The organism is Streptomyces sp. ISL-100, from assembly GCF_018614615.1.
Classification (GTDB): Bacteria; Actinomycetota; Actinomycetes; order Streptomycetales; family Streptomycetaceae; genus Streptomyces.
In genome coordinates this window covers 91,565-116,955 of the sequence record NZ_JAGGOK010000069.1, presented here as the reverse complement: position 1 = coordinate 116,955, position 25,391 = coordinate 91,565, and the positions used below count along the sequence as shown (strand labels likewise).

Genomic DNA, 25,391 nt, shown 5'->3' with positions numbered 1-25,391 from the left:
CTGGGGCGGAGCTCCAGTTCGGCCTACGACGCCAGCTGCTTCGGCTTTTCGGTGGCCCCGTCGCGCTGGGCCGGCAGCGGGCTCGCATCGTGGGCGCGCGGCCCGGACACCGTGTCCTGCCACAGCCGGCGGCACGCCATCAGCATCGCGGCCACCAGCAGCCCATTGCGCACCACGAGCAGCAGCAGGCCGAGCGCGTCGCTCGTCACGACGTGCGAGAACCACACCGGGAACTCCAGCAGGGTGACCCCCGTCGCGGCCAGGACCAGCTGCGCGGGCCGGTCCATCCGGCTTCCCCGGAAGACCAGGCAGGCGGCGGCCAGGCCGACCAGCCACAGCAGATACTGCGGGCTGATCACCCGGCTGGTCGTCGTGAACAGCAGGACGGCGGCGAAGGCGGCGTCGCACGGCGTCGACGCCCGGAACCGCCCCGCCCGCAGCCGCCACAGCAGCAGCCAGCCGAAGGCAACGGCCGTCAGGCCCATCGCGGCCGTGCTGACCATCGGGACGTACGGGCCGACGAACTCCACCGAGCCGTAGTTCAGCAGCACCTCGCCCTCCCAGCCGAAGTGCCGGGCGACATGGAACACGAGCGCGCCGAGCGACTCGACCTCCGTGCCCCGGTCGCGCTGGAAGGTGAGGAAGGCGAGCGCCCCCGGCATCGTGGCGCAGAACAGCACCACCAGGCCGGCCCCGGCCGCTGCCGCCGCCGTCCACGCGGTGCGGGTCCCGCGCCCCCGAACCGTGCCGACGAGCAGCAGGACGGGCCACACCTTCAGGAGCGCTCCGAAGCCCGCCAGCGCCCCCATGACGCGCGGATGGCGCGCCCCCGCCAGCAGCGCGGCGACGGCGACCGCGGTGACCATCACGTCGTATCTGGCATACGCCGTCGGGCCGAGCAGCGGCACGCCGGCCACCCACACCCACGCGCCCGCGAGCCGCTTTCCGGGGCGCTGCCCGGCGTACAGCAGCAGGCCCGTGACCAGGGCGTCCGCCAGACACGCCAGTACGAAGAAGGCCGTCGCGTAGCCGAGGAACGGCAGCAGGGCGGGGGAGAGGATCGCCAGGGCGGCCGCGGGCGGGTACTGCCAGGTGATGTCGTCCAGCGGGAAGGTGCCGGTCCGCAAGACCTCGTACCAGCCCTGGTAGATCACCGAAACGTCACTCGTGACGTCCGGGCCCGGCACCGTGAGCACCTTGAAGACACACAGCAGCAGCAAGCTTCTGGTGAGTACCCACACCGCGATGGGCTTTGCGCTGCCTGCGCCCGTCATGACCACCTCATATATTTCCCGTACAGCTGCCGGAGACATGATGCAGGGCCCGGCTGTGCGAGCCAAGGAGCTGGGCCGTTCGGTACTGTCTGCGGCGATGCACAAGACCCTGATCGTGACCAATGACTTTCCGCCCCGCCCCGGCGGCATCCAGGCGTTTCTGCACAATATGGCGCTGCGCCTGGACCCCGAACAGCTCGTCGTCTACGCCTCCACCTGGAAGCGCGGCGCCGAGAGCGCGAAGGCCATCGCCGCCTTCGACGCCGAGCAGCCGTTCACCGTCGTACGCGACCGGACGCCGATGCTGCTGCCGACGCCGCGCGTTACCCGGCAGGCCGCCGGGCTGCTGCGCGAACACGGCTGTACGTCGGTGTGGTTCGGGGCGGCCGCCCCGCTGGCCCTGATGGCTCCCGCCCTGCGCAAGGCGGGCGCGCGGCGGATCGTCGCCACCACGCACGGCCACGAGGCGGGCTGGGCCCAGCTGCCCGCCGCCCGGCAGCTGCTGCGCAGGATCGGCGAGGGTACGGACACGATCACCTATCTCGGTGAGTACACGCGCTCGCGCATCGCCGCCGCGCTCACGCCGGAAGCCGCCGCACGCATGGTCCAGCTGCCGCCCGGCGTCAACGAGAAGACGTTCCACCCCGGCTCCGGCGGCGACGAGGTCCGCGAGCGGCTCGGGCTCGCCGGCCGGCCCGTGGTGGTGTGCGTGTCCCGCCTGGTGCCCCGCAAGGGCCAGGACACGCTGATCCTGGCGATGCCCCGCATCCTGCGCGAGGTGCCCGACGCGGTGCTGCTCATCGTGGGCGGCGGACCGTACGCCAAGGAGCTGAAGAAGCTGGCCGCCGAGACCGGCGTCACGGACTCGGTGCGCTTCACCGGGCCCGTGCCGTGGGCGCACCTGCCGGCGCACTTCGGCGCGGGTGACGTCTTCGCGATGCCGTGCCGTACGCGCCGGGGCGGGCTCGACGTCGAAGGGCTCGGCATCGTCTACCTGGAGGCGTCGGCGACCGGACTGCCGGTGGTGGCGGGCGACTCGGGCGGGGCGCCCGACGCCGTACTGGACGGGGAGACCGGGTGGGTGGTGCGCGGGGGGCCCGCGGCCGTCGCGGCCGATGAGTCCGCCGACCGGATCGTCGCACTGCTCCAGGATCCGGAGCTGCGGCGCCGGATGGGTGAGCGGGGCCGGGAGTGGGTCGAGGAGAAGTGGCGCTGGGACCTGCTCGCGGAGAAGCTCAAGACGCTGCTCTGAGGGCCGGGCCGACGCCGTAGTGGGACGCCGTAGTAAAGCGGCGCGGCCCCCCGGATCTGTCCGGGGGGCCGCGCCAAGTCGTGGGCTGCTCAGCCCTGATAGAGCGCCTCGATCTCGTCGGCGAAGTCCTTCGCCACCACATTGCGCTTCAGCTTGAGCGAGGGCGTGATGTGACCGGCCTCTTCGGTGAACTGGGCCGGCAGCACGCGGAACTTCCGCACCGACTCCGCCTTCGACACCGCCGAATTACCGTCGTTCACCGCCTGCTGGACGACCGCCAGCAGCTCCGCGTCGTCGCGCAGCGACGCCGCCGTCGAACCGGCCGGCTTGCCGTTCTCGGCGGCCCAGCGGCCCAGGAATTCCTCGTCGAGGGTGACCAGCGCGCCGACGAACGGCCGCCCGTCGCCGACCACCATGCACTCCGCGACCAGCGCGTGCGCCCGGATACGGTCCTCGATCACCGCGGGAGCGACGTTCTTGCCGCCCGCCGTGACGATGATCTCCTTCTTGCGTCCGGTGATCGCGAGGTAGCCGTCCTCGTCGAGCGTGCCGATGTCACCGGTGTGGAACCAGCCGTCGGTCAGTGCGTCGGCGGTGGCCGCCTCGTTGTTCCAGTACCCCGAGAAGAGATGCTCGCCGTGCAGCAGCACCTCGCCGTCGTCCGCGATCCGTACGACCGACCCGGGCAGCGGCTGGCCGACCGTACCGATCTTCTGCCGGTCCCACGGGTTGAACGCGGTGGCCGCGCACGACTCCGTCAGGCCGTACCCCTCAAGCACCGTGAAGCCGATGCCCCGGAAGAAGTGGCCCAGGCGCTCGCCCAGCGGGGCGCCGCCGGAGATCGCGTACTCGCCGCGACCGCCGAGCACCGCGCGCAGCTTGCTGTAGACCAGCTTGTCGAAGACCTTGTGCTTGAGCTTGAGGCCGAGCGGCGCGCCCTGCGGGCTGCCGATCGCGCGGCTGTAGGCGATCGCGGTGTCCGCGGCCTTGTCGAAGATCTTACCCTTGCCGTCCGCCTGCGCCTTGGCGCGCGCCGAGTTGTAGACCTTCTCGAAGACGCGCGGCACGCCCAGGATGAGCGTCGGCCGGAAGGCGGCGAGCTCGTCGGTGAGGTTCTTGATGTCCGGTACGCAGCCGAGCTTGATCGGCGCCATGACCGACGCCACCTCGACCAGCCGGCCGAAGACATGCGCGGCCGGCAGGAAGAGCAGCACCGAGCACTCGCCCGTACGGAACAGCGGCTTCAGGCGCTCGACGACATTGCCGCACTCCGCGAAGAAGCTGCGGTGCGTCAGCATGCAGCCCTTGGGGCGGCCGGTCGTGCCGGAGGTGTAGACGATCGTGGCCGGGTCGTCGGCCTTGGCGCTCGTGCTGCGCTCGTCGACCGTCTCCTCCGTGACCTCGGCGCCCGAGGTACGCAGCTGCTCCACCGCTCCCTGGTCGAACTGCCAGACGTGCTTCAGAGCGGGCAGCCGGTCGCGTACGGACTCGACGGCGGCGGCGTGTGCCTCGCTCTCGACGATCGCGGCGACCGCGCCGGAATCACCCAGGATCCACTGCACCTGCTCGGCGGAGCTGGTCTCGTACACCGGCACGGTCACCGCGCCGGCGCTCCAGATCGCGAAGTCCATCTGCACCCACTCGTAGCGGGTACGGGACATCAGGGCGACCCGGTCGCCCGGCTGGACGCCGGCTGCGATCAGGCCTTTGGCGGCGGCGCGGACCTCGGCGAGGAACTCGGTGGCGGTGACATCCGTCCAGGCGCCCGCGACCTTGCGGCTCATGACCGCCACATCGGGATGCTGAGTGGCGTTGCGGCGGATGAGATCTGTCAGGTTGCCGTCCGAGGGGACCTCGTACAGGGCCGGAAGGCTGAACTCGCGCAAGACTGCTGCTCCTCATCGGGCGCCGGCGCCACGTCAGTGTGCGCGTCGGCTGCGGTCCAAGACCGGGCAGGTGCTCAGTGGGGTGAGCACGTTGAACTGCTGGACTGCCCGGACGTTACCCACCAGTACTCGGTTCCCGATAGGGGGTTCCGGCCAGATGTTCGCTGCGTCACACGCCGTGGCGGTGCTCCCGGCAGACTAGTCCAACCATGCCGGGACCTGGAAGTAACCGCAGGTCCGGCCCCCTCTACCCAGGCGGGACCCGGGCGTCCTAGGGTGATCGTCATGCGAGTGCATGTGGTCAGCGACGTACACGGGAATGCCAAGGATCTGGCCAGGGCGGGGGACGGCGCGGACGCGCTCGTCTGCCTCGGTGACCTGGTGCTCTTCCTCGACTACGCGGATCACTCGCGCGGCATCTTCCCCGAACTCTTCGGCATCGAGAACGCCGATCTGATCGTCGAGCTGCGCACCGCCCGCCGCTTCGAGGAAGCCAGGGAGCTCGGCCGCAGGCTGTGGGCGGGCGTCGACCGGGCGGCCGCCACCGAAGCCGCGGTGCGCAAGCAGTACGCCGAACTCTTCGCGGCGTTCCCGACCCCGACGTACGCGACGTACGGCAACGTCGACATGCCGCCGCTGTGGCCCGAGTACGCCCGGCCGGGCACCACCGTCCTCGACGGTGAGCGCGTCGAGATCGGCGGCCGCGTCTTCGGCTTCGTCGGCGGCGGGCTCAGGACCGCGATGCGTACGCCCTACGAGATCGACGACGAGGAGTACGCCGCCAAGGTCGAGGCCCTGGGTGAGGTCGACGTGCTCTGCTCGCACATCCCGCCCGAGGTCCCCGAGCTCCTGTACGACACCGTCGCCCGCCGGTTCGAGCGGGGCAGCCGGGCGCTGCTGGAGGCGATCCGGCGTACGCGCCCCAAGTACGCGCTCTTCGGGCACGTCCACCAGCCGCAGGTCCGGCGCATGCGCGTCGGCGCCACGGAATGCGTCAACGTCGGCCACTTCGCTTCGTCCGGCCGACCGTGGGTGCTGGAGTGGTGACGGGCGGCCCGGACGGTCGCGGTAGCCTTCACGCGGACGTGTCCCCGGAGATACGGGCCCCCTGACCGGAACCGCACTGGAGGAGCCACAGCGATGGCGGAACACACCAGCTCGAGCATCACGATCGAGGCGGCACCGGCCGACGTGATGGGCGTGATCGCCGACTTCGCTCGCTACCCGGAGTGGACCGGCGAGGTGAAGGAGGCCGAGGTCCTGGCCACCGACGCCAAGGGCCGCGCCGAGCAGGTGCGCCTGCTGCTGGACGCCGGCGCGATCAAGGACGACCACACCCTCGCGTACACCTGGACCGGCGACAACAAGGTCAGCTGGACGCTGGTCAAGTCGCAGATGCTGCGGGCCCTCGACGGCTCGTACAGCCTCGCCGCGGTGGGCGGCGGCGACCGTACCGAGGTCACCTACCAGCTGACCGTCGACGTCAAGATCCCGATGCTCGGCATGATCAAGCGCAAGGCCGAGAAGGTCATCATCGACCGCGCACTGGCGGGCCTGAAGAAGCGCGTCGAGAGCAACCCCGGCACCCCGGGCGACGCGAAGGCCTGATGTCCTGATGCGCACGGTCCTCGTCACCGGCCCCGGCGGCGCGGGCCGTACCACCGTCGCCGCGGCGACCGCCCTGGCGGCCGCGCGCGGCGGGCTGCGCGTTCTGGTCCTGTCCACCGACCCGGTCGACACCCTTGGCGCGGCCCTGGGCATAACCACCGGCTCCGCACCGGCCGAGGCCGCGCCGGGCCTGTGCGCCGCGCGGGTCGACTCCGGCGCCCACTTCCGCGCCGAACTCCTCGCCCTCCAGGAGCGCGCCGGCTCCGTGCTCGACCTGCTCGGCGCCAACCGCCTGGCCACCGAGGAACTGACCGAGCTCCCGGGCAGCGAACAATTCGCACTGCTCCGCGCACTGCGCACGTGCGGTGAGGGCGCTGAAGGTGGCTCGGCGGCGTACGACCTCGTCGTTGTCGATCTGCCGCCGCTGCACGCCGCCCTTGCCGCCCTCGCGCTCCCCGAGCAGCTGCGCCGTTACCTGCGCCGGCTGCTTCCGCCCGAGCGCCAGGCCGCCCGTGCGCTGCGGCCCATGCTCGCCCAGCTCGCGGGCGTCCCGATGCCCGCGCAGTGGCTGTACGAGACGGCCGCCCGCTGGGACGGGGAGCTGGCCGCCGTGGAGGCCCTGCTCGCGGATCCCGGCACGACCGTACGGCTGGTCGCCGAGCCAGGACCCGCCGGAGCCGACGCCCTGCGCACCGCACGCACCGGACTGGCCCTCTTCGGCCTGCGCGTCGAGTCGGTCACCGCGAACCGGACCCTGCCGCAAGGCTCCCCGGACACCTGGCTCGCGACGCTCGCAGCCCAGCAGCAGAAGTGCCTGGCCGAGTGGGCCGACTGGTACGGCGCACGGCAGCCGGCGGCGCCGGTCCGCGAGGTGCGCCACCTCGGCGGCGATCCGCGCGGCCTCGACGGCCTCGACGCACTGGCCGCGGACGGGGCCCTGGCGGTTGAGCCGGGGCGCGTCGACGCGGACGAGCCGTGGACCGTGGAGGACCGGCTGGCGGAGGACGGCGTACTCGTCTGGCACCTCCCCCTGCCCGGGGCCGTGAAGGAGGAGCTCGGCCTGGTCCGCCGCGGCGACGAACTCGTGCTCGACGCGGGCCCGTTCCGCCGCATCCTGACCCTGCCGTCCGCCCTGCGCCGCTGCGACGTCTCGGGCGCGGGACTGACGGGCGGCGTACTGAAGGTGCGGTTCACGCCGGACCAGCGGCTGTGGCCGCAGACCAAGTGAACCGCGTGCCGCCGTTCGGGTAACGTCGGTGGTACGAGGCGTACGTGCCGTACGAACCGCCGTCCTGCCGCAGGAGTCCGCCATGAGCGATGTCACCGAGGGCCCCGCGCCCGAGCCCGCCGAGGCCCCCGACGCCGACGCGTGGGCGAAGGCATGCGCAGAGGATCTCGCCGCAGAGAAGGCCCGCCGTCGCGAGCAGAGCGGCAGCGGCGGGGCGCAGCCCGGGTCCGCCGCGGAGGAGCTGCGCAAGCTCCTCGACGCCGTCGCCGACAAGGTCACCTCGCTCCAGTCGTCGCTGCCCGGCATGGCCGCGCAGGGCACGGTCAGCCAGCTGATCAACCAGGCGAAGTCCGCCGTCGAGCCCGTCATAGAGCGCAACCCGGAGGTCTTCGACCACCTGGCCGCCGCCGGCAACGAGCTGCTGGCCGCCTACCGCTCCGCCGTGCAGGGCCAGGAGGGCCGCTGGACCCGCGGCCCCGCGCAGCCGACGGACCGTAAGAACGACGGCGACGACGGCCCCTCGTCCAGCAGGCACATCGACCTGGACTGAGCTGCGCCTCGGGTACGGTTGGCCCTAGCGGGGCTCGACCGAAAACTGAGGGACACATGGGACTCACCATCGGCGTCGACATCGGCGGCACGAAGATCGCGGCAGGCGTGGTCGACGAAGAGGGCACCATTCTCGACACGCACAAGGTGCCCACGCCGCCGACCGCCGAAGGCATCGTCGACGCGATCTGCGCGGCCGTCTCCGAGGCCGGCAAGGGCCACCAGATCGAGGCGGTCGGCATCGGCGCCGCCGGGTACGTCGACGACAAGCGCGCCACCGTCCTCTTCGCGCCGAACATCAACTGGCGGCACGAGCCGCTGAAGGACAAGGTCGAGCAGCGCGTCGGGCTGCCGGTCGTCGTCGAGAACGACGCGAACGCGGCGGCCTGGGGCGAGTACAAGTTCGGCGCCGGCCAGGGCCACGAAGACGTCATCTGCATCACCCTCGGCACCGGCCTCGGCGGCGGCATCATCATCGGCAACAAGCTCCGGCGCGGACGCTTCGGCGTGGCCGCGGAGTTCGGCCACATCCGGGTCGTCCCCGACGGCCTGCTGTGCGGCTGCGGAAGCCAGGGCTGCTGGGAGCAGTACGCGTCCGGGCGAGCCCTCGTCCGCTACGCCAAGCAGCGCGCCAACGCCACCCCCGAGAACGCTCAGATCCTCCTCGCCCTCGGCGACGGTACGGTCGCGGGCATCGAGGGCAAGCACGTCAGCGCCGCCGCCCGCCAGGGCTGCCCGGTGGCCGTCGACTCCTTCCGTGAACTGGCGCGCTGGGCCGGCGCGGGCCTGGCGGACCTGGCCTCGCTCTTCGACCCGTCGGCGTTCATCGTCGGCGGCGGTGTCTCGGACGAGGGCGAGCTCGTCCTCGACCCGATCCGCAAGTCCTTCCGGCGCTGGCTGATCGGCGGCCAGTGGCGGCCGCACGCGCAGGTGCTCGCCGCTCAGCTGGGCGGCAAGGCCGGGCTGGTCGGCGCGGCGGACCTGGCGCGCCAGGGCTGACGCCGTTGCCTGTGTGCCCGCCGTGCCCCCTTGGGGTGCGGCGGGCATTTCCGTATCGTGATCCACATGGCGACGAGCCCGATCAGTACGCTGCCCGAGTCCCGTACCGAGCCTGACGGTTCGGCCGTCATCCGTGTTCTCAGCTACAACATCCGCTCGATGCGCGACGACCGCGAGGCGCTGGCCCGGGTGATCAGTGCCTGTGAGCCCGACCTTGTGCTCGTGCAGGAGGCGCCGCGGTTCTTGCGCTGGCGAAAGCACGCGGCGTGGCTGGCCGCCCACAGCGACCTGGTGACGCTCGGCGGCGGAGCGACCGCTGCGGGCCCGCTGCTGCTGTGTTCGCTGCGGGTGACGGTGGAGCGTACGGAGGATGTGCTGCTGCCGCGTAGTCCGGGGCTGCACCGGCGGGGGTTCGCGACGGCGGTGGTGCGGATCGGGGGCGCGAGGCTCGGCGTACTGAGCTGTCACCTGAGCCTCCAGCGGGAGGAGCGGTACGCGCAGGGCGGGATGCTGCTCGACCGGCTGAAGGCGATGGACGTACCGCACGCGGTGGCGGGCGGCGACCTCAACGAACGGCCGGAAGGCCGGACCTTCCGCCGGCTGGCGGGGGAGCTGCGGGACTGCTGGGCGGTGAAGCCGTGGGGCGGCGAGTACACGTCGACCCCGGAGACCCCTCACCAGCGTATCGACGCGGTTTTCGCGACGCCGGGGATCGAAGTCCTGGGCTGCGGGGTCCCGTTGGGCCTCCCGGAGGCGGACGTACGCGCGGCCACGGATCACCTGCCGGTACTGGCGGCGTTGCGCGTCCCGGCGTCGTAGGCGCGAGGACCCTGCCGGGGGCTTCCCCCTACCCGCCGGACGGGCTGGATTCGGCCGCAGAGTGCCACAGCGGGAAGGGCCGGGGTGGGGAAAAGAAATGCCCTAAACGACCGCGCCGCGCCCCGGGTCGTCGTCCTCGTCGTCGCCGTGGGCCATCCGGGCCACCAGCGTGCCGAATCCGCCCAGGAAGCCGCCGACGCCGAGCGTCGTCATCCACCACGTCATGTCCCACTGGAGCAGGACCGCCGTGAGCAGCAGCACCGGGCCCCCGATGACCGCCAGCCAGGCGAACCGCGCCGTGGTGTCGGCGGGCGGCAGCGGGGGAGGCTCCGGCGGGACGAAGTGGCCCTCGTCGCTCTCGTCGAGGTCGTCCTCGCCCGGCTCCGCCAGCGAGTAGCTCCGCGGGCCGCTGCCGCCGACGCCGGGCGCGAAGACGACGGAGCTGCCCAGCGGTCTGTCCCCGTCGGAGTCCGCGTCAGGATCCGCGTCCGGGCCCGCGTCACCTTCCGCGTCCGGGCCCGCGTCGTCCTGGCCGGCCGCCTCCTCGGCGTCCTTCCGGAGTGACTTCTTCGGGCGGTCGCCGCCCGTGCTGTTGATGTCGCCCTCCGGCAGGTAGAGGTCCTCGATCGACTTGAACGGCTTCGCACCCGGCGGGTCCGGCGGCTCCTCGCCGTACCCGGCGACGATCGCGGCCCACGCCGCGTCCTCGTCGACGGACTCCCCGGCGGACTCGCCGGAGGCGGCAGCCCCGGATGCCGCCGCCGTCTCGTCCGGCTCCCGCTCTTCCTCGCGGCCCGCAGGCTCCGCGTCGTGCTCAGCCACCGGTCGTGCTCCCCTTCTTCCCGACACTTGGAGCGAGGCGGCCGATGAACGCATAACTCTCGTCGAAGATCCGCTCCGCGTCATGGTCCAACGTCGCGACGTGGTAGCTCTGTTCCAGCAGGACCTCGGTGACGTCGGTCGACGAGACCCGGCTGAGGATCCGGGCCGAGTCCGCCGCCGGCACCACATGGTCCTGCGGGCTGTGCAGCAGCAGCATCGGCTGCGTCACCTGGGGCAGCTCCGCGTCGACGAGCCGGAAGAAGTTCCGCACGGAGTGCGCCGCGTGCAGCGGGACGCGGTCGTAACCGACCTCCTCCGCCCCCGCCTTCGCGATGTCGCTCCGCAGCCCCTTTGTCGTACGTACGAGATGGCGGGCGACCGGCAGCGCGTACGCCGACAGGCCGTGCACCTTGTTCGCCGGGTTGACCACGGCGATCCCGGAGATCGCGTCCCCGTGCTTCGCGGCCAGCCGCAGTGTCAGCGCCCCGCCCATCGAGAGCCCGAACACGAAGACCTGGCGGCACTGCTCGCGCAGTACGTGCAGCTCGCGGTCGACCTCCGCGTACCAGTCCTGCCAGCCCGTGAGCTGCATGTCCTCCCAGCGGGTGCCGTGCCCGGGCAGCAGCGGAAGGGAGACGGTCAGTCCGCGCTCGGCCAGATGGTCTGCCCAGGGGCGCAGCGACTGCGGGGAACCGGTGAAGCCGTGACAGAGGAGGACGCCGACCTCTCCGCCCTCGTGGCGGAACGGCTCGGCTCCAGGAAGGACCGGCACCGGGGTCTCCTGTTCATGAGTGTGAGTGTGACTCTGAGTCTGAAGTCTTGGACTGCGAAGGGGGGCGCGAAGATGTACTTCACCGTACGCGACCGGACCGACACCGACCAGGTCCGTCGGGCCCCCTTGTCGGTAGAGAGGGCAGGCCCGGCACGGGTTATGGTCATGTCGACAGACAAGGGAAGGCACTCGGTTGATCTACGGCGCAATGAAGTTCTCCATCGGAGGGTCACTGAAGGTTGCCTTCAGGCCCTGGGTGGAGGGCCTCGAGAACATTCCCGCCGAGGGCCCCGCGATCCTCGCGAGCAACCACCTGTCCTTCTCGGACTCCTTCTTCCTGCCCGCGGTCCTCGACCGCAAGGTCACCTTCATCGCCAAGGCCGAGTACTTCACCTCGCCCGGTGTGAAGGGGAAGCTCACCGCCGCGTTCTTCAAGGGCGTCGGCCAGCTCCCCGTGGACCGCTCGGGTGCGCGCGGCGCGGGTGAGGCGGCGATCAAGGCCGGCATCGACGTCATCAAGGGCGGCGGCCTCTTCGGCATCTACCCGGAGGGCACCCGTTCGCCGGACGGCCGTCTCTACCGCGGCAAGCCGGGCGGCCTCGCCCGCGTGGCGCTCGCCACCGGCGCGCCTGTGATCCCGGTCGCGATGATCGACACCGAGAAGATCCAGCCGCCCGGCAAGGTCGTACCCAAGCTGATGCGCCCGGGGATCAAGATCGGCAAGCCGCTGGACTTCAGCCGCTATCACGGCATGGACAGCGACCGGTTCATCCTTCGGTCGGTGACCGACGAGGTCATGTACGAAATCATGAAGCTCTCCGGCCAGGAGTACGTCGACATCTACGCGACGGCGGCGAAGCGCCAGATCGCCGACGCGGAGAAGGCCGCCAAGGCGGAGAAGGCCGAGAAGGCGGAACGGGCCGGCGCTTAGCCGCGTCCGTCGGTCCGGCCGGGGTGGAGTGGGGGAATGATGGCCAAGGCTCAGCGCGAGCGTGTCGTGCGCATGTCGGTCGAGCAGCCGCTGTGGCGTGCGCTCACCGCCTACCGCGTCCTGACGATGCTGTACGCGGTGCTCCTGTTCGTCTTCACGCGGGAGAACTTCGAGCGCCCGTGGGTGGCCGTCGCGTTCCTCGCGGTGATGTTCGTCTGGACGCTCGTCACGCTCCCCAAGGTGGCGAACGCGGCGAGCTGCACCAAGACCTTCCTCGTCGCCGACCTCACCATCGCCCTCACCGGCGTCATGCTGACCCCGGTCGCCGACTTCCACGCGCAGCAGATCGACGGCCCCACCCTGCCGTCGATATGGACCGCGGGTTCCGTCCTCGCGTTCGCCATCAAGGGCGGCTGGCGCTGGGCGGCCTTCGCCTCCTCCTTCGTCGCCGCTGCCAACATCGTCGAACGCGGCCACCCCAGCCAGGACACCCTCCACAACGTCCTGCTGGTGTGGGTCGCCTCCATCGCGATCGGTTACGTCGTCGAGGTGGCCCGCGCCTCCGAGCGCACCCTCGCCCGCGCCCTGGAGATCGAGGCCGCGACCCGCGAGCGTGAGCGCCTCGCCCGCGACATCCACGACAGCGTGCTCCAGGTGCTCGCCATGGTGCAGCGGCGCGGCACCTCGCTCGGCGGCGAGGCGGCCGAGCTCGGCAGGATGGCCGGGGAGCAGGAAGTCGCCCTGCGCACCCTGGTGTCGAGCGGGCTCGTACCGGCGACGCGTGCCTCGGAGGACGCGGCGCAGGGTGCGGTCGTCCGTACGGTCGAGGTCGACGACGACGATGACGATGTCGGACGCGCGCGCCCCTGCGACCTGCGCTCCCTGCTCGCCCCGCACGCCGGATCGAAGGTCAGCTTCGCCGAGCCGGGCGCCCCGGTGCTGCTGGAAGCGGCGGCGGCCATGGAGCTCGCGGCGGCTGTCAGTGCCGCACTGGACAATGTGCGCAGGCACGCCGGGGAAGACGCCCAGGCGTGGATTCTGGTCGAGGACTGGCCGGAAGAAGTGATCGTGACGGTACGGGACGACGGTCCGGGGATTCCGGAAGGGCGGCTCGCGCAGGCCGAGGGGGAGGGGCGCCTGGGCGTCGCCCTGTCGATCCGCGGGCGGCTGCGGGACATCGGCGGCACCGCCGAGCTGATCTCGGTCCCGGGGCAGGGCACGGAAGTTGAATTGAAGGTTCCACGGGGGAAGGCAGGACAGGCGCGATGAGCGACGAACAGCAGACGATCAGGGTCATGGTGGTCGACGATCACCCGATGTGGCGGGACGCGGTCGCCCGCGACCTCGCCGCGGCGGGCTTCGACGTGGTCGCCACCGCGGGCGACGGACCGCAGGCGGTACGCCGCGCCCAGGCCGTCGGACCCCAGGTCCTGGTTCTCGACCTCAACCTGCCCGGCATGCCCGGCGTACAGGTCTGCAAGGAGCTCGTCGGCGCCGACCCGGCCCTGCGCGTCCTGGTGCTGTCCGCGAGTGGCGAGCACGCCGACGTACTGGAAGCGGTGAAGTCGGGGGCGACGGGCTATCTGCTGAAGTCGGCGGGGCCCGACGAGCTCATCGACGCGGTACGGCGCACGGCCGCCGGCGACCCGGTCTTCACGCCGGGACTGGCCGGCCTGGTCCTCGGCGAGTACCGCCGGCTGGCCTCGGATCCCCTCCCCGCCTCCTCCTCGAACGAGCCGAAGGCGCCACAGCTCACCGATCGCGAGACCGAGGTGCTGCGGCTGGTCGCCAAGGGCCTCTCGTACAAGCAGATCGCCGAGCGCCTGGTGATCTCGCACCGCACCGTCCAGAACCACGTGCAGAACACCCTCGGCAAGCTTCAGCTGCACAACCGCGTGGAGCTCGTCCGCTACGCGATCGAACGCGGCCTCGACGACGCTTAGTACGAGTCCCGAATTGCCCGACGCCCCATGTCGCTGTGACCTGAGTCACCACTAGCGTGGCCGCGACACGGCACTTCTGCTGAATGTGGCGAAGGGACAATTTCATGCGGGTAGGAGTACTGACCGGGGGTGGCGACTGCCCCGGGCTCAACGCAGTCATCCGCGCCGTCGTCCGCAAGGGCGTCCAGGAGTACGGCTACGACTTCACCGGCTTCCGGGACGGGTGGCGCGGACCGCTCGAAGGCGACACCGTACGGCTCGACATTCCGGCCGTACGCGGCATCCTGCCCCGCGGCGGCACCATCCTCGGCTCCTCGCGCACCAACCCGCTCCAGGCGGAGAACGGCATCCGCCAGGTGAAGGAGAACCTCGCCAAGTATGAGGTCGACGCGCTCATCGTGATAGGCGGCGAGGACACGCTGGGCGTGGCCACCCGCCTGTCCGACGAGTACGGCATCAAGTGTGTCGGCGTACCGAAGACCATCGACAACGACCTGTCCGCCACCGACTACACCTTCGGCTTCAACACCGCCGTCGGCATCGCGACCGAGGCGATCGACCGCCTCCACACCACCGCCGAATCGCACATGCGCGTCCTGGTCGTCGAGGTCATGGGCCGGCACGCGGGCTGGATCGCCCTGCACTCGGGCCTGGCGGGCGGCGCGAACGTCATCCTCATCCCGGAGCAGCGCTTCGACGTCGAGCGGGTGTGCGGCTGGATCACGTCCCGCTTCAAGGCGTCGTACGCGCCGATCGTCGTGGTCGCGGAAGGCGCGCTGCCGCAGGGCGGCGAGATGGTGCTCAAGGACGGCACGCTCGACTCGTTCGGACATGTGCGGCTCTCGGGCGTGGGGGAGTGGCTGGCAAAGGAGATCGAGAAGCGGACGGGGAAGGAAGCGCGCACGACCGTGCTGGGGCATGTGCAGCGCGGCGGTACGCCCAGTGCCTTTGACCGGTGGCTGGCGACGCGGTTCGGGCTGCACGCGATCGAGGCTGTGCGGGACGGGGACTTCGGGAAGATGGTCGCGCTTCAGGGGACGGACATTGTGCGGGTGCCGATGGGGGAGGCGACGGCGCGTCTGAAGACGGTGGATCCGGAGCTCTACGCGGAGGTCGGCGTGTTCTTCGGCTGAGCGGGCTGCCGCTGCGGGGCGAGCCCCAGCCCCCAGGAGCGGGGGCTGGGGCGGAGCCCCCACGCGGCGGAGCCGCAAAGTGTCACTGCGGGAAGGGGCGGGTAGGGGAAGGGCCCCGCAGGGCGCGCCCTACCGCCGGCCGAGCAGCGACGGGGTCAGGAGGTCCGTGACCAGGGCCGTGCCGCGCAGCGTAAGCACCGACTCCGGGTGGAACTGCACGGACGCAAAGCCAGGGGCCCGGAGCGCGTGCACCTCGCCAGAGTGCGCGTCGCGCGCCACCTCGGTCCCGTGCGCCGCCAGCTCCGCCGCCTGCTCGTCGTCGCAACCGGCGACAAAGCTGTTGTAGAAGCCGACCGTCTCGGGCCTCCCGAAGAGGTCGATCCGCGTCTGCGCCCCCTGGTACGGCACCCGCTTCCGCACGATCTCCAGCCCCAGCTCCGCCGCCAGCAGCTCATGCCCCAGGCACACCCCGAGCACCCCGTGCCGGTGCCCCCGCACCAGTTCCGCCGCCAGCCCCCGCAGGAACCGCATCTTGGGATCGCTCGCGTCGGACGGGTCACCAGGACCGGGGCCGAGCACCACAGGCCCCTCGTGCGTGAGCGCCGCCTCCCGCACGCCGGGCTCGTCGTACCGCCGTACGCTCACCTCCAGCCCCGACGACCGCAGCAGATGCGCGAGCATCGCCGTGAACGTGTCCTCCGCGTCGATCACCAGCGCGTGCCCGCTCAGGGCCGGCGTACGCTCCTGCATCCGCAGCCAGAACGGCGCGAGCGACGCCCGCCGCGAGTCCAGCGCCTCCCGCACGCGCGGATCGTCGGCCAGCTTCGGCCGTAGTCCCTCGCCCCCCGGCCTGCCGGGACGCACCCCCAGCGCCGCCAGCACCCCCGCCGCCTTCGCGTGCGTCTCGGCGACCTCGCTGCGCGGGTCCGAGTCGCGCACCAGCGTCGCGCCGACCGGCACCCGCAGCCGGCCGTCGGCCGCGATGTCGGCGGTACGGATCAGGATCGGCGAGTCCAGGGTCTGGGCCCCGCCCGCGTCACGGCCGATGAGGGCCAGTGCGCCGGCGTAGTAGCCGCGGCCCCCGGGCTCGTACCGCTCGATGACGCGGCACGCGTTCTGCACCGGCGACCCGGTCACCGTCGCCGCGAACATCGTCTCCTTCAGTACCTCGCGCACATCGAGGGAAGACCGGCCCCGCAATTCGTACTCGGTGTGTGCGAGATGGGCCATTTCCTTGAGCCGCGGGCCGATCACGACCCCTCCCCTGTCGCCGACGGTGCACATCATCTTGAGCTCTTCGTCGACGACCATCGAGAGCTCGGCGGTCTCCTTGCCGTCGTCGAGGAAGTCCAACAGACCCTCTGTGCTCGGCCCGTCCGCCGGGTAGCGGTACGTACCGCTGATCGGGTTCATCACGACCGTTCCGCCGCTCATCCGCACGTGCACCTCGGGGCTCGCGCCGACCAGCGTGCGCTCCCCGGTGTGTACGACGAAGGTCCAGTACGCGCCCCGCTCACCGGCGAGCAGCCGTCGGAAGAGCGCCAGCGCGTCCGCTCGCCCGAACCCGGGGATTTCGCCCTCGAAAGTCCGGCGGATGACGAAGTTCGCGCCCTCGCCGCGCCCGATCTCGTCCTCGATGACCCGCCGTACGATCCCGGCGTACTCCTCGTCGCCGACGTCGAAGGCCCCGCCCCGCACGCGCACGTCGTGGGTGGGCAGCTGAGCGAGGACGTCGTCGAGCGGCAGCGCGTACGTCTCGTCGGCGACCAGCACACTCAGTGGCGTCCCGTCGTCCCGTACATCGAAGCCGCGCTCCCTGATCTGCCGGAACGGCACCAGCGCGAGCACGGGCATGTCGTCTGCGCCGGCCGGGATGTCGGCCAGGCGCGCGGCCTCGTGCACATCGCCGATCAACAGCTCGACGGTGTCGTGGTCGTGGCCGGGGGTCCGCCTGCGCAGCAGCGCGAAGGGGCGGGTGTCGTCGAGGAGGGTGCTGATGAGCATCGGTGGTGTTCCTTCCGGGGGGAGCCCGATGTGGAGTCCGGGTGGAGAGGAACAGCCCCTGGAAACACCAAAGGCCGCCCCTCGGGCGGCCTTCGCGATTCAGTGTGCGCGCGATTGTCAGTGGGCCGCCGGATGAGCGGTCCACCACCAGGTCTGAGTCGTCTGCGCGAACATGCTCCGCACCCTAGCGGAATCGACCAGGCGCGTCACGCGTGTCTCAGCGACGCGTCAGCGCCTCATCAGGGCCTCATCAGCGCGTCGAGCGCCGCGTCGAGGTACGAGGTCAGCTCGTCGCCCTCGGGAAGTACGGAAGGGGCGGCGTGTCCCAGCTGGCTGTGTCCGAGGTAGACGCTGTACGCGAGAAGTCCGCGGCGGCGTGCCTCCGGCTCCGGGAAACCGAGATCGGCGAAGAGCCGGGTCACGTAGCCGACCCGGCGCTCGGTCACGCGCCGCAGCGCCGCCGCGACCTGCGGATGCGAGGCGGTGGCCAGCAGGGAGACCTCCAGCGGGTCTGCGACGGCCGACCTGACGGCCTCGGTGAAGAGCCGGCGGATGCGGGAGGCAGGGTCGGGCCCGGTCTCGATCTCGGCGATGGCCGCCTCGGTGTCGGTCTCGGCCCAGCGGGCGAGCGCGGCCTCGATGAGCGCCTCCCGGTTGGTGAAGTGCCAGTAGAAGCTGCCCTTGGTGGTGCCGAGCCGGGCGGCGAGCGGTTCCACCGCGACGGCCGCGAGACCGCCCTCGCCGATCGCGGTGAGCGCCGCGTCCGCCCAGTCCTGCGCGCTCAGCCGGGGCTTCTTCTGCTGCCGTCGTGCCATGACCGTACGGTACCGTATGGTTGACCATACGCCAGCGTATGGAGGTTCGTCATGAGCGCGATCCGCGATGTCCACGAACGCACCGTCCAGGCCCCCGCGGAAGTGGTGGGCGCCCTGCTCGACCGGCTCTCCGCCGAGGACGACCCGATCTTTCCCACGCCGGCCTGGGAACCGATGCGCTTCGACCGCCCGCTCGCCGTGGGCGCCGTCGGCGGTCACGGTCCCGTCCGCCTCAGCGTCTCGGCGTACGAACCGGGCCGCCATGTCCGCTTCACCTTCGCGCCGCCCGACAACGGCTTCCACGAGATGACGGTGGAGCCGCTCGGCCCGGAGCGCTGCGTCGTACGGCACGTGCTGGAGCAGGACCTGCGTGGCGCCGATTTCCTGCTGTGGCTGACCGTGGTCAAGGCGGTCCACAGCACGGTGGTCGAGGAGGTCTTCGACAACATCGAGCGGGTCGCGGCCGGCGGGGTGGAGCGCCCCGTGCGGTGGTCGCCCTGGGTGCGGCTGCTCAACCGGCTGGCGTGGGGCAGGGCGGTCGCGGTCGAGATCCCGGAGAGCGCCAGGCTGATCCGTACGGCCATCGACCGGCCCGGCTACCGGGACGCGTACCGGATGGAGCTGCTGCCCGGAATGCCGCGCGATCCGGACGGCTGGACGGGAATCCTGCGGGACGCCTTCCCCGTCGTGGCGCGCGAGGGTGGCGAGCTGCTGATGAATGTCGACACGGCGGGCGTGAAGGCGCGGGCCTCGATCCTGGTCGACGAGCGGCACGTGACGCTCAGCACGGTGGCGAAGGCCGACACCGTGCGCGGGCGGCTCTACTGGGGTGTCGTACGCAGAGTGCACCCCCTCATGGCCCGCACCATGCTGCGCCGCGCCCACCGCAGGCTGGCCCTGGCCGCGCCGAGCGCGGGGGAGCGCGCCACTGCTGTCAGGACTGTCGCGTCTGTAACGTCTGTCACGGCTGTCTCATCTGGTGGGCCAGGGCGTGGACAGCCGGTCTGAGGACGTAATGTTGGCGAGGTGACCGTGAACGCTAAGACCACCCCTAACGGTGGCAACACCTGGCGAGACCTTCCCGCGGCGCAGCAGCCTGAGTACCCCGATGCCGAGGCTCTGCGCGATGTGATCGCGGACCTCGAGTCGTATCCGCCGCTCGTCTTCGCGGGCGAGTGCGATCAGCTGCGCGCCCGACTGGGAGCCGTCGCCAAGGGCGAGGCGTTCCTGTTGCAGGGTGGCGACTGTGCCGAGGCCTTCGACGCCGTATCCGCCGACCACATCCGAAACAAGCTCAAGACCCTTCTCCAGATGGGCGCGGTACTGACGTACGCCGCCTCCGTGCCCGTCGTGAAGGTGGGCCGGATCGCCGGCCAGTACTCCAAGCCGCGCTCCAAGAACACCGAGACCCGCGACGGCGTGACCCTGCCGACCTACCGCGGCGACTCGGTCAACGGCTTCGAGTTCAATGAGAAGGCCCGGATCCCGGACCCCGAGCGGCTGAAGCGGATGTACCACGCATCCGCCTCGACGCTGAACCTCGTACGCGCCTTCACCACCGGCGGTTACGCGGACCTGCGCCAGGTGCACGCCTGGAACCAGGACTTCGTGAAGTCGTCCCCCTCCGGTCAGCGTTACGAGCAGCTGGCCCGCGAGATCGACAACGCGCTGAACTTCATGAAGGCCGCGGGGACCGACCCCGCCGAGTTCCGCACGGTCGAGTTCTACGCCTCCCACGAGGCGCTGCTCATGGACTACGAGACCGCCCTGACCAGGGTCGATTCGCGCACGGGCCACCTGTACGACGTATCGGGCCACATGCTGTGGATCGGTGAGCGCACCCGCCAGCTCGACGGGGCGCACATCGAGTTCGCCTCGAAGATCCGCAACCCGATCGGTGTGAAGCTCGGCCCGACGACCACGGTCGACGAGGCGCTTCAGTACGTCGACAAGCTCGACCCGGACCGCGAGCCCGGCCGGCTGACCTTCGTCGTCCGGATGGGCGCCGACAAGGTCCGCGACAAGCTCCCCGAGCTGGTCGAGAAGGTCACTGCCTCCGGCGCCGCTGTGGCGTGGGTGACCGACCCGATGCACGGCAACACCTACGAGGCTGCCTCCGGCCACAAGACGCGTCGCTTCGACGACGTGCTCGATGAGGTCAAGGGCTTCTTCGAGGTGCACAAGGGCCTCGGTACGCACCCGGGCGGCATCCACGTCGAGCTGACCGGTGACGACGTCACCGAGTGCGTGGGCGGCGGCGACGAGATCTTCGTCGACGACCTGCACCAGCGTTACGAGACGGCCTGCGACCCGCGGCTCAACCGCAGCCAGTCGCTGGACCTGGCGTTCCTGGTCGCAGAGATGTACCGCGACCAGTAGGCAGCGGCAGTAGAAGCAAGAACACCTGTGGGGCGCGGATCGAATGTGATCCGCGCCCCACAGTCATATCCGGGCCGGGGCTTTTGCGTGCGGGGGACGGCGGGTAAGGTTAGGTTGACCTTACCGATTAGTCGTCCCCCTCGACCCGTGTCAGGAGGTGTTCCGCGTGTTCGTCTGCTCATGCTTCGGCGTAACGGACCGGCAGATCAAGGAGCACGCGGCTGCCGGTGCCTGCACGCCGCGCCAGATAGCGTCGGTGAGCAAGGCGGGGACGGACTGCGGCTCCTGCGTACGCATGATCCAGGGGCTTCTCGGCCGTGGCGCGTGCCCGCGCCGCACGCTGGTCGACCAGGGTGAGACGGCACTCGCCGAGGCGCCTCTGCCGGAAGCCGCCTGATCAGTGATTGATCACCGGATCACTGATTGATCAGCTGTCCGGCTGCTCGATCAGCTGGGCGATGTAGAGCGACTCACCGAGCTTGTTGACGAGCTCCAGCTGAGTGTCGAGATAGTCGATGTGGTGCTCTTCGTCCTTGAGGATGTCCTCGAAGATGTTCGCCGACGTGACGTCCCCCTTCGCCCGCATCACCTCGATGCCGCGCTTCAGGCGGTCGATCGCCTCGACCTCGATCTCCCGGTCCGCCTGGAACATCTCGGTGACGGTCTGGCCGACCCGCACATGGAAGAGCCGCTGGTAATTCGGCAGGCCGTCCAGGAAGAGAATCCGGTCGGTCAGTGTCTCCGCGTGCCTCATCTCGTCGAACGACTCGGCCCGGGTGTATTTCGCGAGCTTCGTCCAGCCGAAGTTGTCCTGCATCTTGGCGTGCAGGAAGTACTGGTTGATGGCAGTCAGCTCGGCGGTCAGCTGCTCGTTGAGGAATTCGATGACCTCGGGGTCGCCCTGCATCGCAGAGGCTCCTTCCAGGCGTGGTACTGGGCAGGTTTCGCGCATCCTTGCACCGCGGGTGAGAGGCGTCCAGTAAGTGCAGGCTTATTAGGAGTTGCCCCGAATCGGGTCACACCTGGTCATGACCACCCCTCGCCGTCTGTCACCATGGAGTCATGGGTCAGCCGGAAAGCCGGGAACGTCACGAATCAGAGCAGCCCGAGCTTCCGCCCGGACAGCGGCTGCAGCGTGGCTGGCCCGTCACCCACTACGGTCCTGTACCCAAATTCAAGCCGGATCGCTGGGAGTTCCGCGTATTCGGTGCGACGGCCGACGGTGACAAGCACTGCTGGAATCACGAGCAGTTTTCGGCGCTCCCGTTCGCCACGGTCGAGGCCGATCTGCACTGCGTGACGAAATTCAGCATGCTTGGGGCCGAATGGGGTGGAGTACTCGCTCGTACGCTCGTCGAACTCGCGCCCCCCGCCCCGAGCGTCACCCATGTCATGGTCTGGGCCGAGTACGGCTTCAGTGCGAATCTGCGGCTCGCCGACTTCACTTCCGAGCGGACCATTTTCGCCACCCACAAGGGCGGTGAGCTGCTCACCGCCGAGCACGGCTTTCCGCTGCGCCTGGTCGTACCGCATCTGTACGCCTGGAAGGGGCCCAAGTGGGTCCGGGGCGTCGAGTACATGACGGCGGACCGCCGGGGCTTCTGGGAGGAGCGCGGCTATCACAACGTCGGCGACCCCTGGCGTGAGCAGCGGTACTCCTACCAGGAGGAACCGGGGGACGGGCCGGAGCTGTAGGTGATCAGTGGTGGTACTGGTGGACCACCGGGTGGCCCTTGCCGCGGCCGATCATCCACTTGTTGACGGGTGTGGTGATGACGAAGGCCGCGAGGAGCGCGAAGGCGAGTACGCCCCAGAACATGCCGTCGGTCAGATGCGCGTCCATCTCGCGCCGGGCCACAGTGCGAGCACGCTGTACCCCCTGGGGTATTACTCAAGGGATTTCAGCCGCCTCAGAAATCACGCAGCTCCTTCAGCCGCGCCACATCGGCGGCATGGCCCTCCTTGCCGCCCGGCGTCTCGATCGTCAGCGGTACGCCCTCGGTCGCCGGGTGCGAGAACAGCTCGCGGAACGGCTCCTCCCCGATGTGTCCGGAGCCGATGTTCTCGTGCCGGTCCTTGTGGGCTCCGACGCCTTCCTTGGAGTCGTTGGCGTGGATCAGCTTGAGCCGGCCCTCGCCGACCGTGTCCACCAGCAGGTCCAGCGTCTGCTTCATCCCGCCGGGCCCCGCGAGATCGTGCCCCGCAGCGTAGATGTGGCACGTGTCGAGGCAGACGCCCAGCTTGGGGTGCGCGTCCAGCGCCTCGAAGTACGGGCCGAAGTCCCAGGTGCGCGAGCACAGCGAGGAGCCCTGCCCCGCCGTCGATTCGAGCAGCAGCCACGGGTCGTCGTCGTGCGTCAGTTCGTCCAGGAGTGGCAGCAGGTGTGTGCGTACCTGCGCGAGCGCCTCGGAGCGCGGTCGGCCGCCGGTCGCCGAGCCGGTGTGCACCACCACGCCCAGCGCGCCGATCTCGCGGCCGCGGCGCAGCGAGTGCCGCAGCGACTCCACGGACCTCTCGACGGTCGCCTCGGTGTGCGAGCCGAAGTTGATCAGGTACGGGGCATGGACATACGCCGGTATCCGTTCGGCGGCGCACGCCGCGCGGAACAGCTCGTCCTGTGCCGGGTTTCCGGTGGGTGTCGCCCAGCCGCGCGGGTTGGCGACGAAGACCTGAACGGCCTCGGCGCCCATTTCACGGGCGTACGCGAGACCGATGGTGGCGAGGCCGCCGGCCACGGGGACATGGCCGCCGACGGGGTTTCGGGAGGGGAAAGGTGCGTTGCTCATCGCCGTCAAGCATGCCAGGACGGGTGAGGGCCCCTTTCCCCTACAGGCCCTTGGTCCTGATGGTGATCGTGCTGCCCTCCGGAGCCTCGTCGCCCTCCTCGACCGACTGGCTCGCGATCTTGTCGCTGAAGGAGAGGAAGGGACGGTCGACCTCGACCTCGAAGCCCGCTTCCTCGAGCGTGCTCTTCGCGTCGTCGACGTCGTCACCGACCACATCGGGCACGGGAATCATGCGCGGTCCCTTGGAAAGCGTCAGCGTGATGGTGTCGCCCTCGGCGAGCCGCGCGCCCTCGGCCGCCGACTGCCTGGCGACGGAACCGGCCTCCTCCTGGGAGGTGATCCGCCCGGGCGCGACCTTCACGATGAATCCGGCCTCCTCCAGTTCGGAGGTGGCGTCTTCCGCGCTCTCGCCAGTCACGTCCGGCACCTCCACGAAGGAGCCCTTGCTGACGACGATGGCGATCGCGGAGTCCGGGCGCCGCTCGGTGCCGGCGTCCGGGTCCGTACTGACGACGGAGCCCTGCGGGACGTCATCGCTGAACGCCCTGGTGACGATGCCGGGGGCCAGACCGGCCTCCTCGATCTCGCTCTTGGCCTTGGCCAGCGGCAGCCGCTCGACGTCGGGGACCTTCACGGTCTGGGGGCCGCGCGAGACGACAAGCGTGACTGAGCCGTTGTCGCGGATACGGGCGCGGGACGCCGGGTCGCTGTTCATGACGGTGCCGCGTTCGTAGGTCGCGCTGTACTTGCGCTCGACCTTCTTCACGTCGAGGCCGGCGGCGGAGAGCCGCTTGGCGGCCTCCTTCTCGGTCTGGCCGAGGAGCGAAGGGACGCGGGTGAACTGCCCGGAGTTGATGTACCAGACGCCGGCGCCGACCCCGAGGACGAGCAGGACGGCGACGACGGCCGCGAGTACGCCGCGCCTGGGCGCCGCGAGGGCGCGCCTGGGGGACGAGGGCTGCGGGGCGGGCATCTGGAGACGGCTGGTGCGGTTGAGAGGCTCTTCGCCGTTGCTGTTGCCGACGCCGGTCCCTTGTCCGACGGCCCGGGGGATGACGCTCGTACGGTCCTCGGCGCCGTTGTGTGTCACCTGCGCGCGGGCCTGTGGCGGCACGGCGTCGAGCTGCTCGTCGCTGAGCGCGGCGCGCGCTTCCCTGGCCTGCGCGAGGAGCGCCACGGCGTCGTACGGACGGATCTCGGGGTTGCGTGCGGTGGCGCCCGCGACGAGCTCGTCCAAGGCGGCGGCGAGGCCGGGCACGGCGGCGGACGGGGCGGGCACGTCCTCGTGGAGGTGCTGGTAGAGCACCTGCGCGGGGGTGCCGCCGGTGTGCGGCTTGGCGCCGGTCAGCATCTCGTACAGCACGACACCGCAGGCGTAGACGTCGGCGCGGGTGTCGGCGGTGCCGTGCTCTATCTGCTCGGGCGCGAGGTAGGAGACGGTGCCGAGGATGGACCCGGTGGTGCTGGTGACGGTGCCCACGGCCCGTACGAGACCGAAGTCGGCGACCTTCACGCGCCCGTCGTCCCCGATCAGGACGTTCTCCGGCTTCATGTCCCGGTGCACGAAGCCGGCGCGGTGCGCGGCGCCGAGCGCGGCCAGTACGGGCTCCAGGATGTCGAGGGCGGCGCGGGGCTGGAGAGCGCCGCGCTCGCGCAGTGCGTCGCGCAGGGTGCACCCGGCGACGTACTCCATCGCGAGGTAGACGTACGCCCCGTCCGTGCCCTGGTCGAAGACGCCGACCACGTTGGGGTGCGCGAGCCGGGCGACCGACTTCGCTTCGCGGATGAACCGGTCCACGAAGGAGGCGTCGGCGGCGAGGGTGGGGTGCATCACCTTGAGGGCGAGCACGCGGTCGAGGCGGGTGTCGACGGCCCGGTAGACCGTGGCCATGCCGCCGACGGCGATGCGCGCGTCGATGCGGTAGCGGCCGTCGAGCACGTGCCCGACGAGCGGGTCCTGGAGGGTCGTATCCACGGAGGGAGTCTACGAGCCGCCGCTGACACGTCTTGCGGTGCGGCGAGGTCGGGGCCGTACTGCAGCCGAGCTGTGACGCGGGCGGGCGCCCCGCACCATCCACCCCCTCCGGCGTTTTGAGGAGCAGGGTCTGGGGCGGAGCCCCAGCAGCCCCCGGCCATTTCAGCCCGTCCGGCGCTGAGGACCGGGGTCCGGGGCAGCGCCCCAGTTCCGGAA

Annotated in this window: 25 protein-coding genes and 1 pseudogene; 15 read left to right on the top strand and 11 right to left on the bottom strand. The window is 70.7% G+C overall.

Going from position 1 to position 25,391, the window contains the following annotated elements; all coding sequences use genetic code 11:
• Nucleotides 1-23: 23 nt before the first annotated feature.
• Nucleotides 24-1,274 carry a glycosyltransferase family 87 protein gene (locus tag J7E89_RS29460; RefSeq protein WP_214977505.1) on the bottom strand — a complete coding sequence of 417 codons (1,251 nt, stop codon included), beginning with the start codon at nt 1,272-1,274 and terminating at the stop codon, nt 24-26.
• 97 nt (nt 1,275-1,371) lie between these two features.
• Here J7E89_RS29460 and J7E89_RS29455 point away from each other — a divergent pair, with 97 nt between their 5' ends.
• Nucleotides 1,372-2,526 carry a glycosyltransferase family 4 protein gene (locus tag J7E89_RS29455; protein ID WP_214977504.1) on the top strand — a complete coding sequence of 385 codons (1,155 nt, stop codon included), beginning with the start codon at nt 1,372-1,374 and terminating at the stop codon, nt 2,524-2,526.
• Between the two features lie 89 nt (nt 2,527-2,615).
• Here J7E89_RS29455 and J7E89_RS29450 read toward each other — a convergent pair whose 3' ends face one another.
• Nucleotides 2,616-4,412 carry a long-chain fatty acid--CoA ligase gene (locus J7E89_RS29450; RefSeq protein ID WP_214977503.1) on the bottom strand — a complete coding sequence of 599 codons (1,797 nt, stop codon included), beginning with the start codon at nt 4,410-4,412 and terminating at the stop codon, nt 2,616-2,618.
• Nucleotides 4,413-4,697: 285 nt separating this feature from the next.
• On the opposite strand from J7E89_RS29450, the gene J7E89_RS29445 reads away from it, so the two are divergent.
• From J7E89_RS29445 to J7E89_RS29420, 6 genes are all read left to right on the top strand, one after another.
• Complete coding sequence (locus J7E89_RS29445; protein ID WP_214977502.1) at nt 4,698-5,459, top strand: metallophosphoesterase; 762 nt, start codon at nt 4,698-4,700, stop codon at nt 5,457-5,459.
• 93 nt (nt 5,460-5,552) lie between these two features.
• Entirely contained in the window at nt 5,553-6,020 is a 468-nt protein-coding gene (locus J7E89_RS29440; RefSeq protein WP_214977501.1) for an SRPBCC family protein, read from the top strand.
• Between the two features lie 7 nt (nt 6,021-6,027).
• On the top strand, nt 6,028-7,248 hold the full coding sequence (locus J7E89_RS29435; protein WP_214977500.1) for an ArsA family ATPase: 1,221 nt from the start codon (nt 6,028-6,030) through the stop codon (nt 7,246-7,248).
• 82 nt (nt 7,249-7,330) lie between these two features.
• The gene (locus J7E89_RS29430) at nt 7,331-7,798 is read left to right on the top strand and encodes a DUF5304 domain-containing protein (protein ID WP_214977499.1); all 468 of its coding nucleotides are present in this window, start codon (nt 7,331-7,333) and stop codon (nt 7,796-7,798) included.
• Nucleotides 7,799-7,854: 56 nt separating this feature from the next.
• Nucleotides 7,855-8,796: an ROK family glucokinase gene (locus J7E89_RS29425; protein ID WP_214977498.1), complete on the top strand. Its 942-nt coding sequence runs from the start codon at nt 7,855-7,857 to the stop codon at nt 8,794-8,796.
• A gap of 66 nt (nt 8,797-8,862) precedes the next feature.
• On the top strand, nt 8,863-9,615 hold the full coding sequence (locus J7E89_RS29420; protein WP_214977497.1) for an endonuclease/exonuclease/phosphatase family protein: 753 nt from the start codon (nt 8,863-8,865) through the stop codon (nt 9,613-9,615).
• A gap of 102 nt (nt 9,616-9,717) precedes the next feature.
• Here the strand turns inward: J7E89_RS29420 and J7E89_RS29415 are convergent, their stop codons facing one another.
• Together J7E89_RS29415 and J7E89_RS29410 are read right to left on the bottom strand one after the other, a co-directional pair.
• A complete protein-coding gene (locus J7E89_RS29415) occupies nt 9,718-10,437 on the bottom strand; it encodes a hypothetical protein (protein WP_214977496.1) in 720 nt (239 codons plus the stop codon).
• The gene (locus J7E89_RS29410; RefSeq protein WP_214977495.1) at nt 10,430-11,209 is read right to left on the bottom strand and encodes a carboxylesterase; all 780 of its coding nucleotides are present in this window, start codon (nt 11,207-11,209) and stop codon (nt 10,430-10,432) included. The genes J7E89_RS29415 and J7E89_RS29410 overlap by 8 nt, the downstream gene beginning before the upstream one ends.
• Before the next feature lie 208 nt (nt 11,210-11,417).
• Here J7E89_RS29410 and J7E89_RS29405 point away from each other — a divergent pair, with 208 nt between their 5' ends.
• The 4 genes from J7E89_RS29405 (at nt 11,418) to J7E89_RS29390 (ending at nt 15,216) form a co-directional block, all read left to right on the top strand.
• Nucleotides 11,418-12,140, top strand: a complete 723-nt coding sequence (locus tag J7E89_RS29405) for a 1-acyl-sn-glycerol-3-phosphate acyltransferase (protein ID WP_214977592.1) — start codon at nt 11,418-11,420, stop codon at nt 12,138-12,140.
• Nucleotides 12,141-12,176: 36 nt separating this feature from the next.
• Nucleotides 12,177-13,409: a MacS family sensor histidine kinase gene (gene macS, locus J7E89_RS29400; RefSeq protein WP_214977494.1), complete on the top strand. Its 1,233-nt coding sequence runs from the start codon at nt 12,177-12,179 to the stop codon at nt 13,407-13,409.
• Nucleotides 13,406-14,083 (top strand): response regulator transcription factor, encoded by a 678-nt coding sequence (locus J7E89_RS29395; RefSeq protein ID WP_214977493.1) that lies wholly within the window; start codon nt 13,406-13,408, stop codon nt 14,081-14,083. The genes macS and J7E89_RS29395 overlap by 4 nt, the downstream gene beginning before the upstream one ends.
• A gap of 104 nt (nt 14,084-14,187) precedes the next feature.
• The gene (locus J7E89_RS29390; RefSeq protein WP_214977492.1) at nt 14,188-15,216 is read left to right on the top strand and encodes a 6-phosphofructokinase; all 1,029 of its coding nucleotides are present in this window, start codon (nt 14,188-14,190) and stop codon (nt 15,214-15,216) included.
• 129 nt (nt 15,217-15,345) lie between these two features.
• Here the strand turns inward: J7E89_RS29390 and J7E89_RS29385 are convergent, their stop codons facing one another.
• The 3 genes from J7E89_RS29385 to J7E89_RS29375 all read right to left on the bottom strand — a co-directional run bounded on the left by J7E89_RS29385 (nt 15,346) and on the right by J7E89_RS29375 (nt 18,035).
• Nucleotides 15,346-17,220 carry an anthranilate synthase family protein gene (locus J7E89_RS29385; protein WP_214977491.1) on the bottom strand — a complete coding sequence of 625 codons (1,875 nt, stop codon included), beginning with the start codon at nt 17,218-17,220 and terminating at the stop codon, nt 15,346-15,348.
• 117 nt (nt 17,221-17,337) lie between these two features.
• Nucleotides 17,338-17,394 carry a trp operon leader peptide gene (locus J7E89_RS42485; RefSeq protein ID WP_355716996.1) on the bottom strand — a complete coding sequence of 19 codons (57 nt, stop codon included), beginning with the start codon at nt 17,392-17,394 and terminating at the stop codon, nt 17,338-17,340.
• A gap of 65 nt (nt 17,395-17,459) precedes the next feature.
• Nucleotides 17,460-18,035: a TetR/AcrR family transcriptional regulator gene (locus tag J7E89_RS29375; RefSeq protein WP_214977489.1), complete on the bottom strand. Its 576-nt coding sequence runs from the start codon at nt 18,033-18,035 to the stop codon at nt 17,460-17,462.
• Nucleotides 18,036-18,086: 51 nt separating this feature from the next.
• Between J7E89_RS29375 and J7E89_RS29370 the strand changes: the two genes are divergently transcribed.
• The 3 genes from J7E89_RS29370 (at nt 18,087) to J7E89_RS29360 (ending at nt 20,811) form a co-directional block, all read left to right on the top strand.
• On the top strand, nt 18,087-19,043 hold the full coding sequence (locus J7E89_RS29370; RefSeq protein WP_214977488.1) for a DUF2867 domain-containing protein: 957 nt from the start codon (nt 18,087-18,089) through the stop codon (nt 19,041-19,043).
• A gap of 18 nt (nt 19,044-19,061) precedes the next feature.
• Complete coding sequence (locus J7E89_RS29365; protein WP_214977487.1) at nt 19,062-20,414, top strand: class II 3-deoxy-7-phosphoheptulonate synthase; 1,353 nt, start codon at nt 19,062-19,064, stop codon at nt 20,412-20,414.
• A gap of 166 nt (nt 20,415-20,580) precedes the next feature.
• Entirely contained in the window at nt 20,581-20,811 is a 231-nt protein-coding gene (locus J7E89_RS29360; RefSeq protein WP_308315639.1) for a (2Fe-2S)-binding protein, read from the top strand.
• A gap of 30 nt (nt 20,812-20,841) precedes the next feature.
• On the opposite strand, the gene bfr is transcribed toward J7E89_RS29360, so the two are convergent.
• Complete coding sequence (gene bfr / locus J7E89_RS29355) at nt 20,842-21,321, bottom strand: bacterioferritin (protein ID WP_214977485.1); 480 nt, start codon at nt 21,319-21,321, stop codon at nt 20,842-20,844.
• A 155-nt stretch (nt 21,322-21,476) separates the two neighbouring features.
• Between bfr and J7E89_RS29350 the strand changes: the two genes are divergently transcribed.
• Nucleotides 21,477-22,109 (top strand): sulfite oxidase-like oxidoreductase, encoded by a 633-nt coding sequence (locus J7E89_RS29350; protein WP_214977484.1) that lies wholly within the window; start codon nt 21,477-21,479, stop codon nt 22,107-22,109.
• Between the two features lie 4 nt (nt 22,110-22,113).
• Here the strand turns inward: J7E89_RS29350 and J7E89_RS29345 are convergent.
• The 3 genes and pseudogenes from J7E89_RS29345 to pknB all read right to left on the bottom strand — a co-directional run.
• Nucleotides 22,114-22,283: pseudogene (locus J7E89_RS29345) on the bottom strand (DUF4396 domain-containing protein); the annotation flags it as partial.
• 41 nt (nt 22,284-22,324) lie between these two features.
• Nucleotides 22,325-23,200, bottom strand: coding sequence for a deoxyribonuclease IV (locus tag J7E89_RS29340; protein WP_214977483.1), 876 nt, complete (start codon nt 23,198-23,200; stop codon nt 22,325-22,327).
• A gap of 40 nt (nt 23,201-23,240) precedes the next feature.
• On the bottom strand, nt 23,241-25,175 hold the full coding sequence (gene pknB / locus J7E89_RS29335) for a Stk1 family PASTA domain-containing Ser/Thr kinase (RefSeq protein WP_214977482.1): 1,935 nt from the start codon (nt 25,173-25,175) through the stop codon (nt 23,241-23,243).
• Nucleotides 25,176-25,391: the final 216 nt, after the last annotated feature.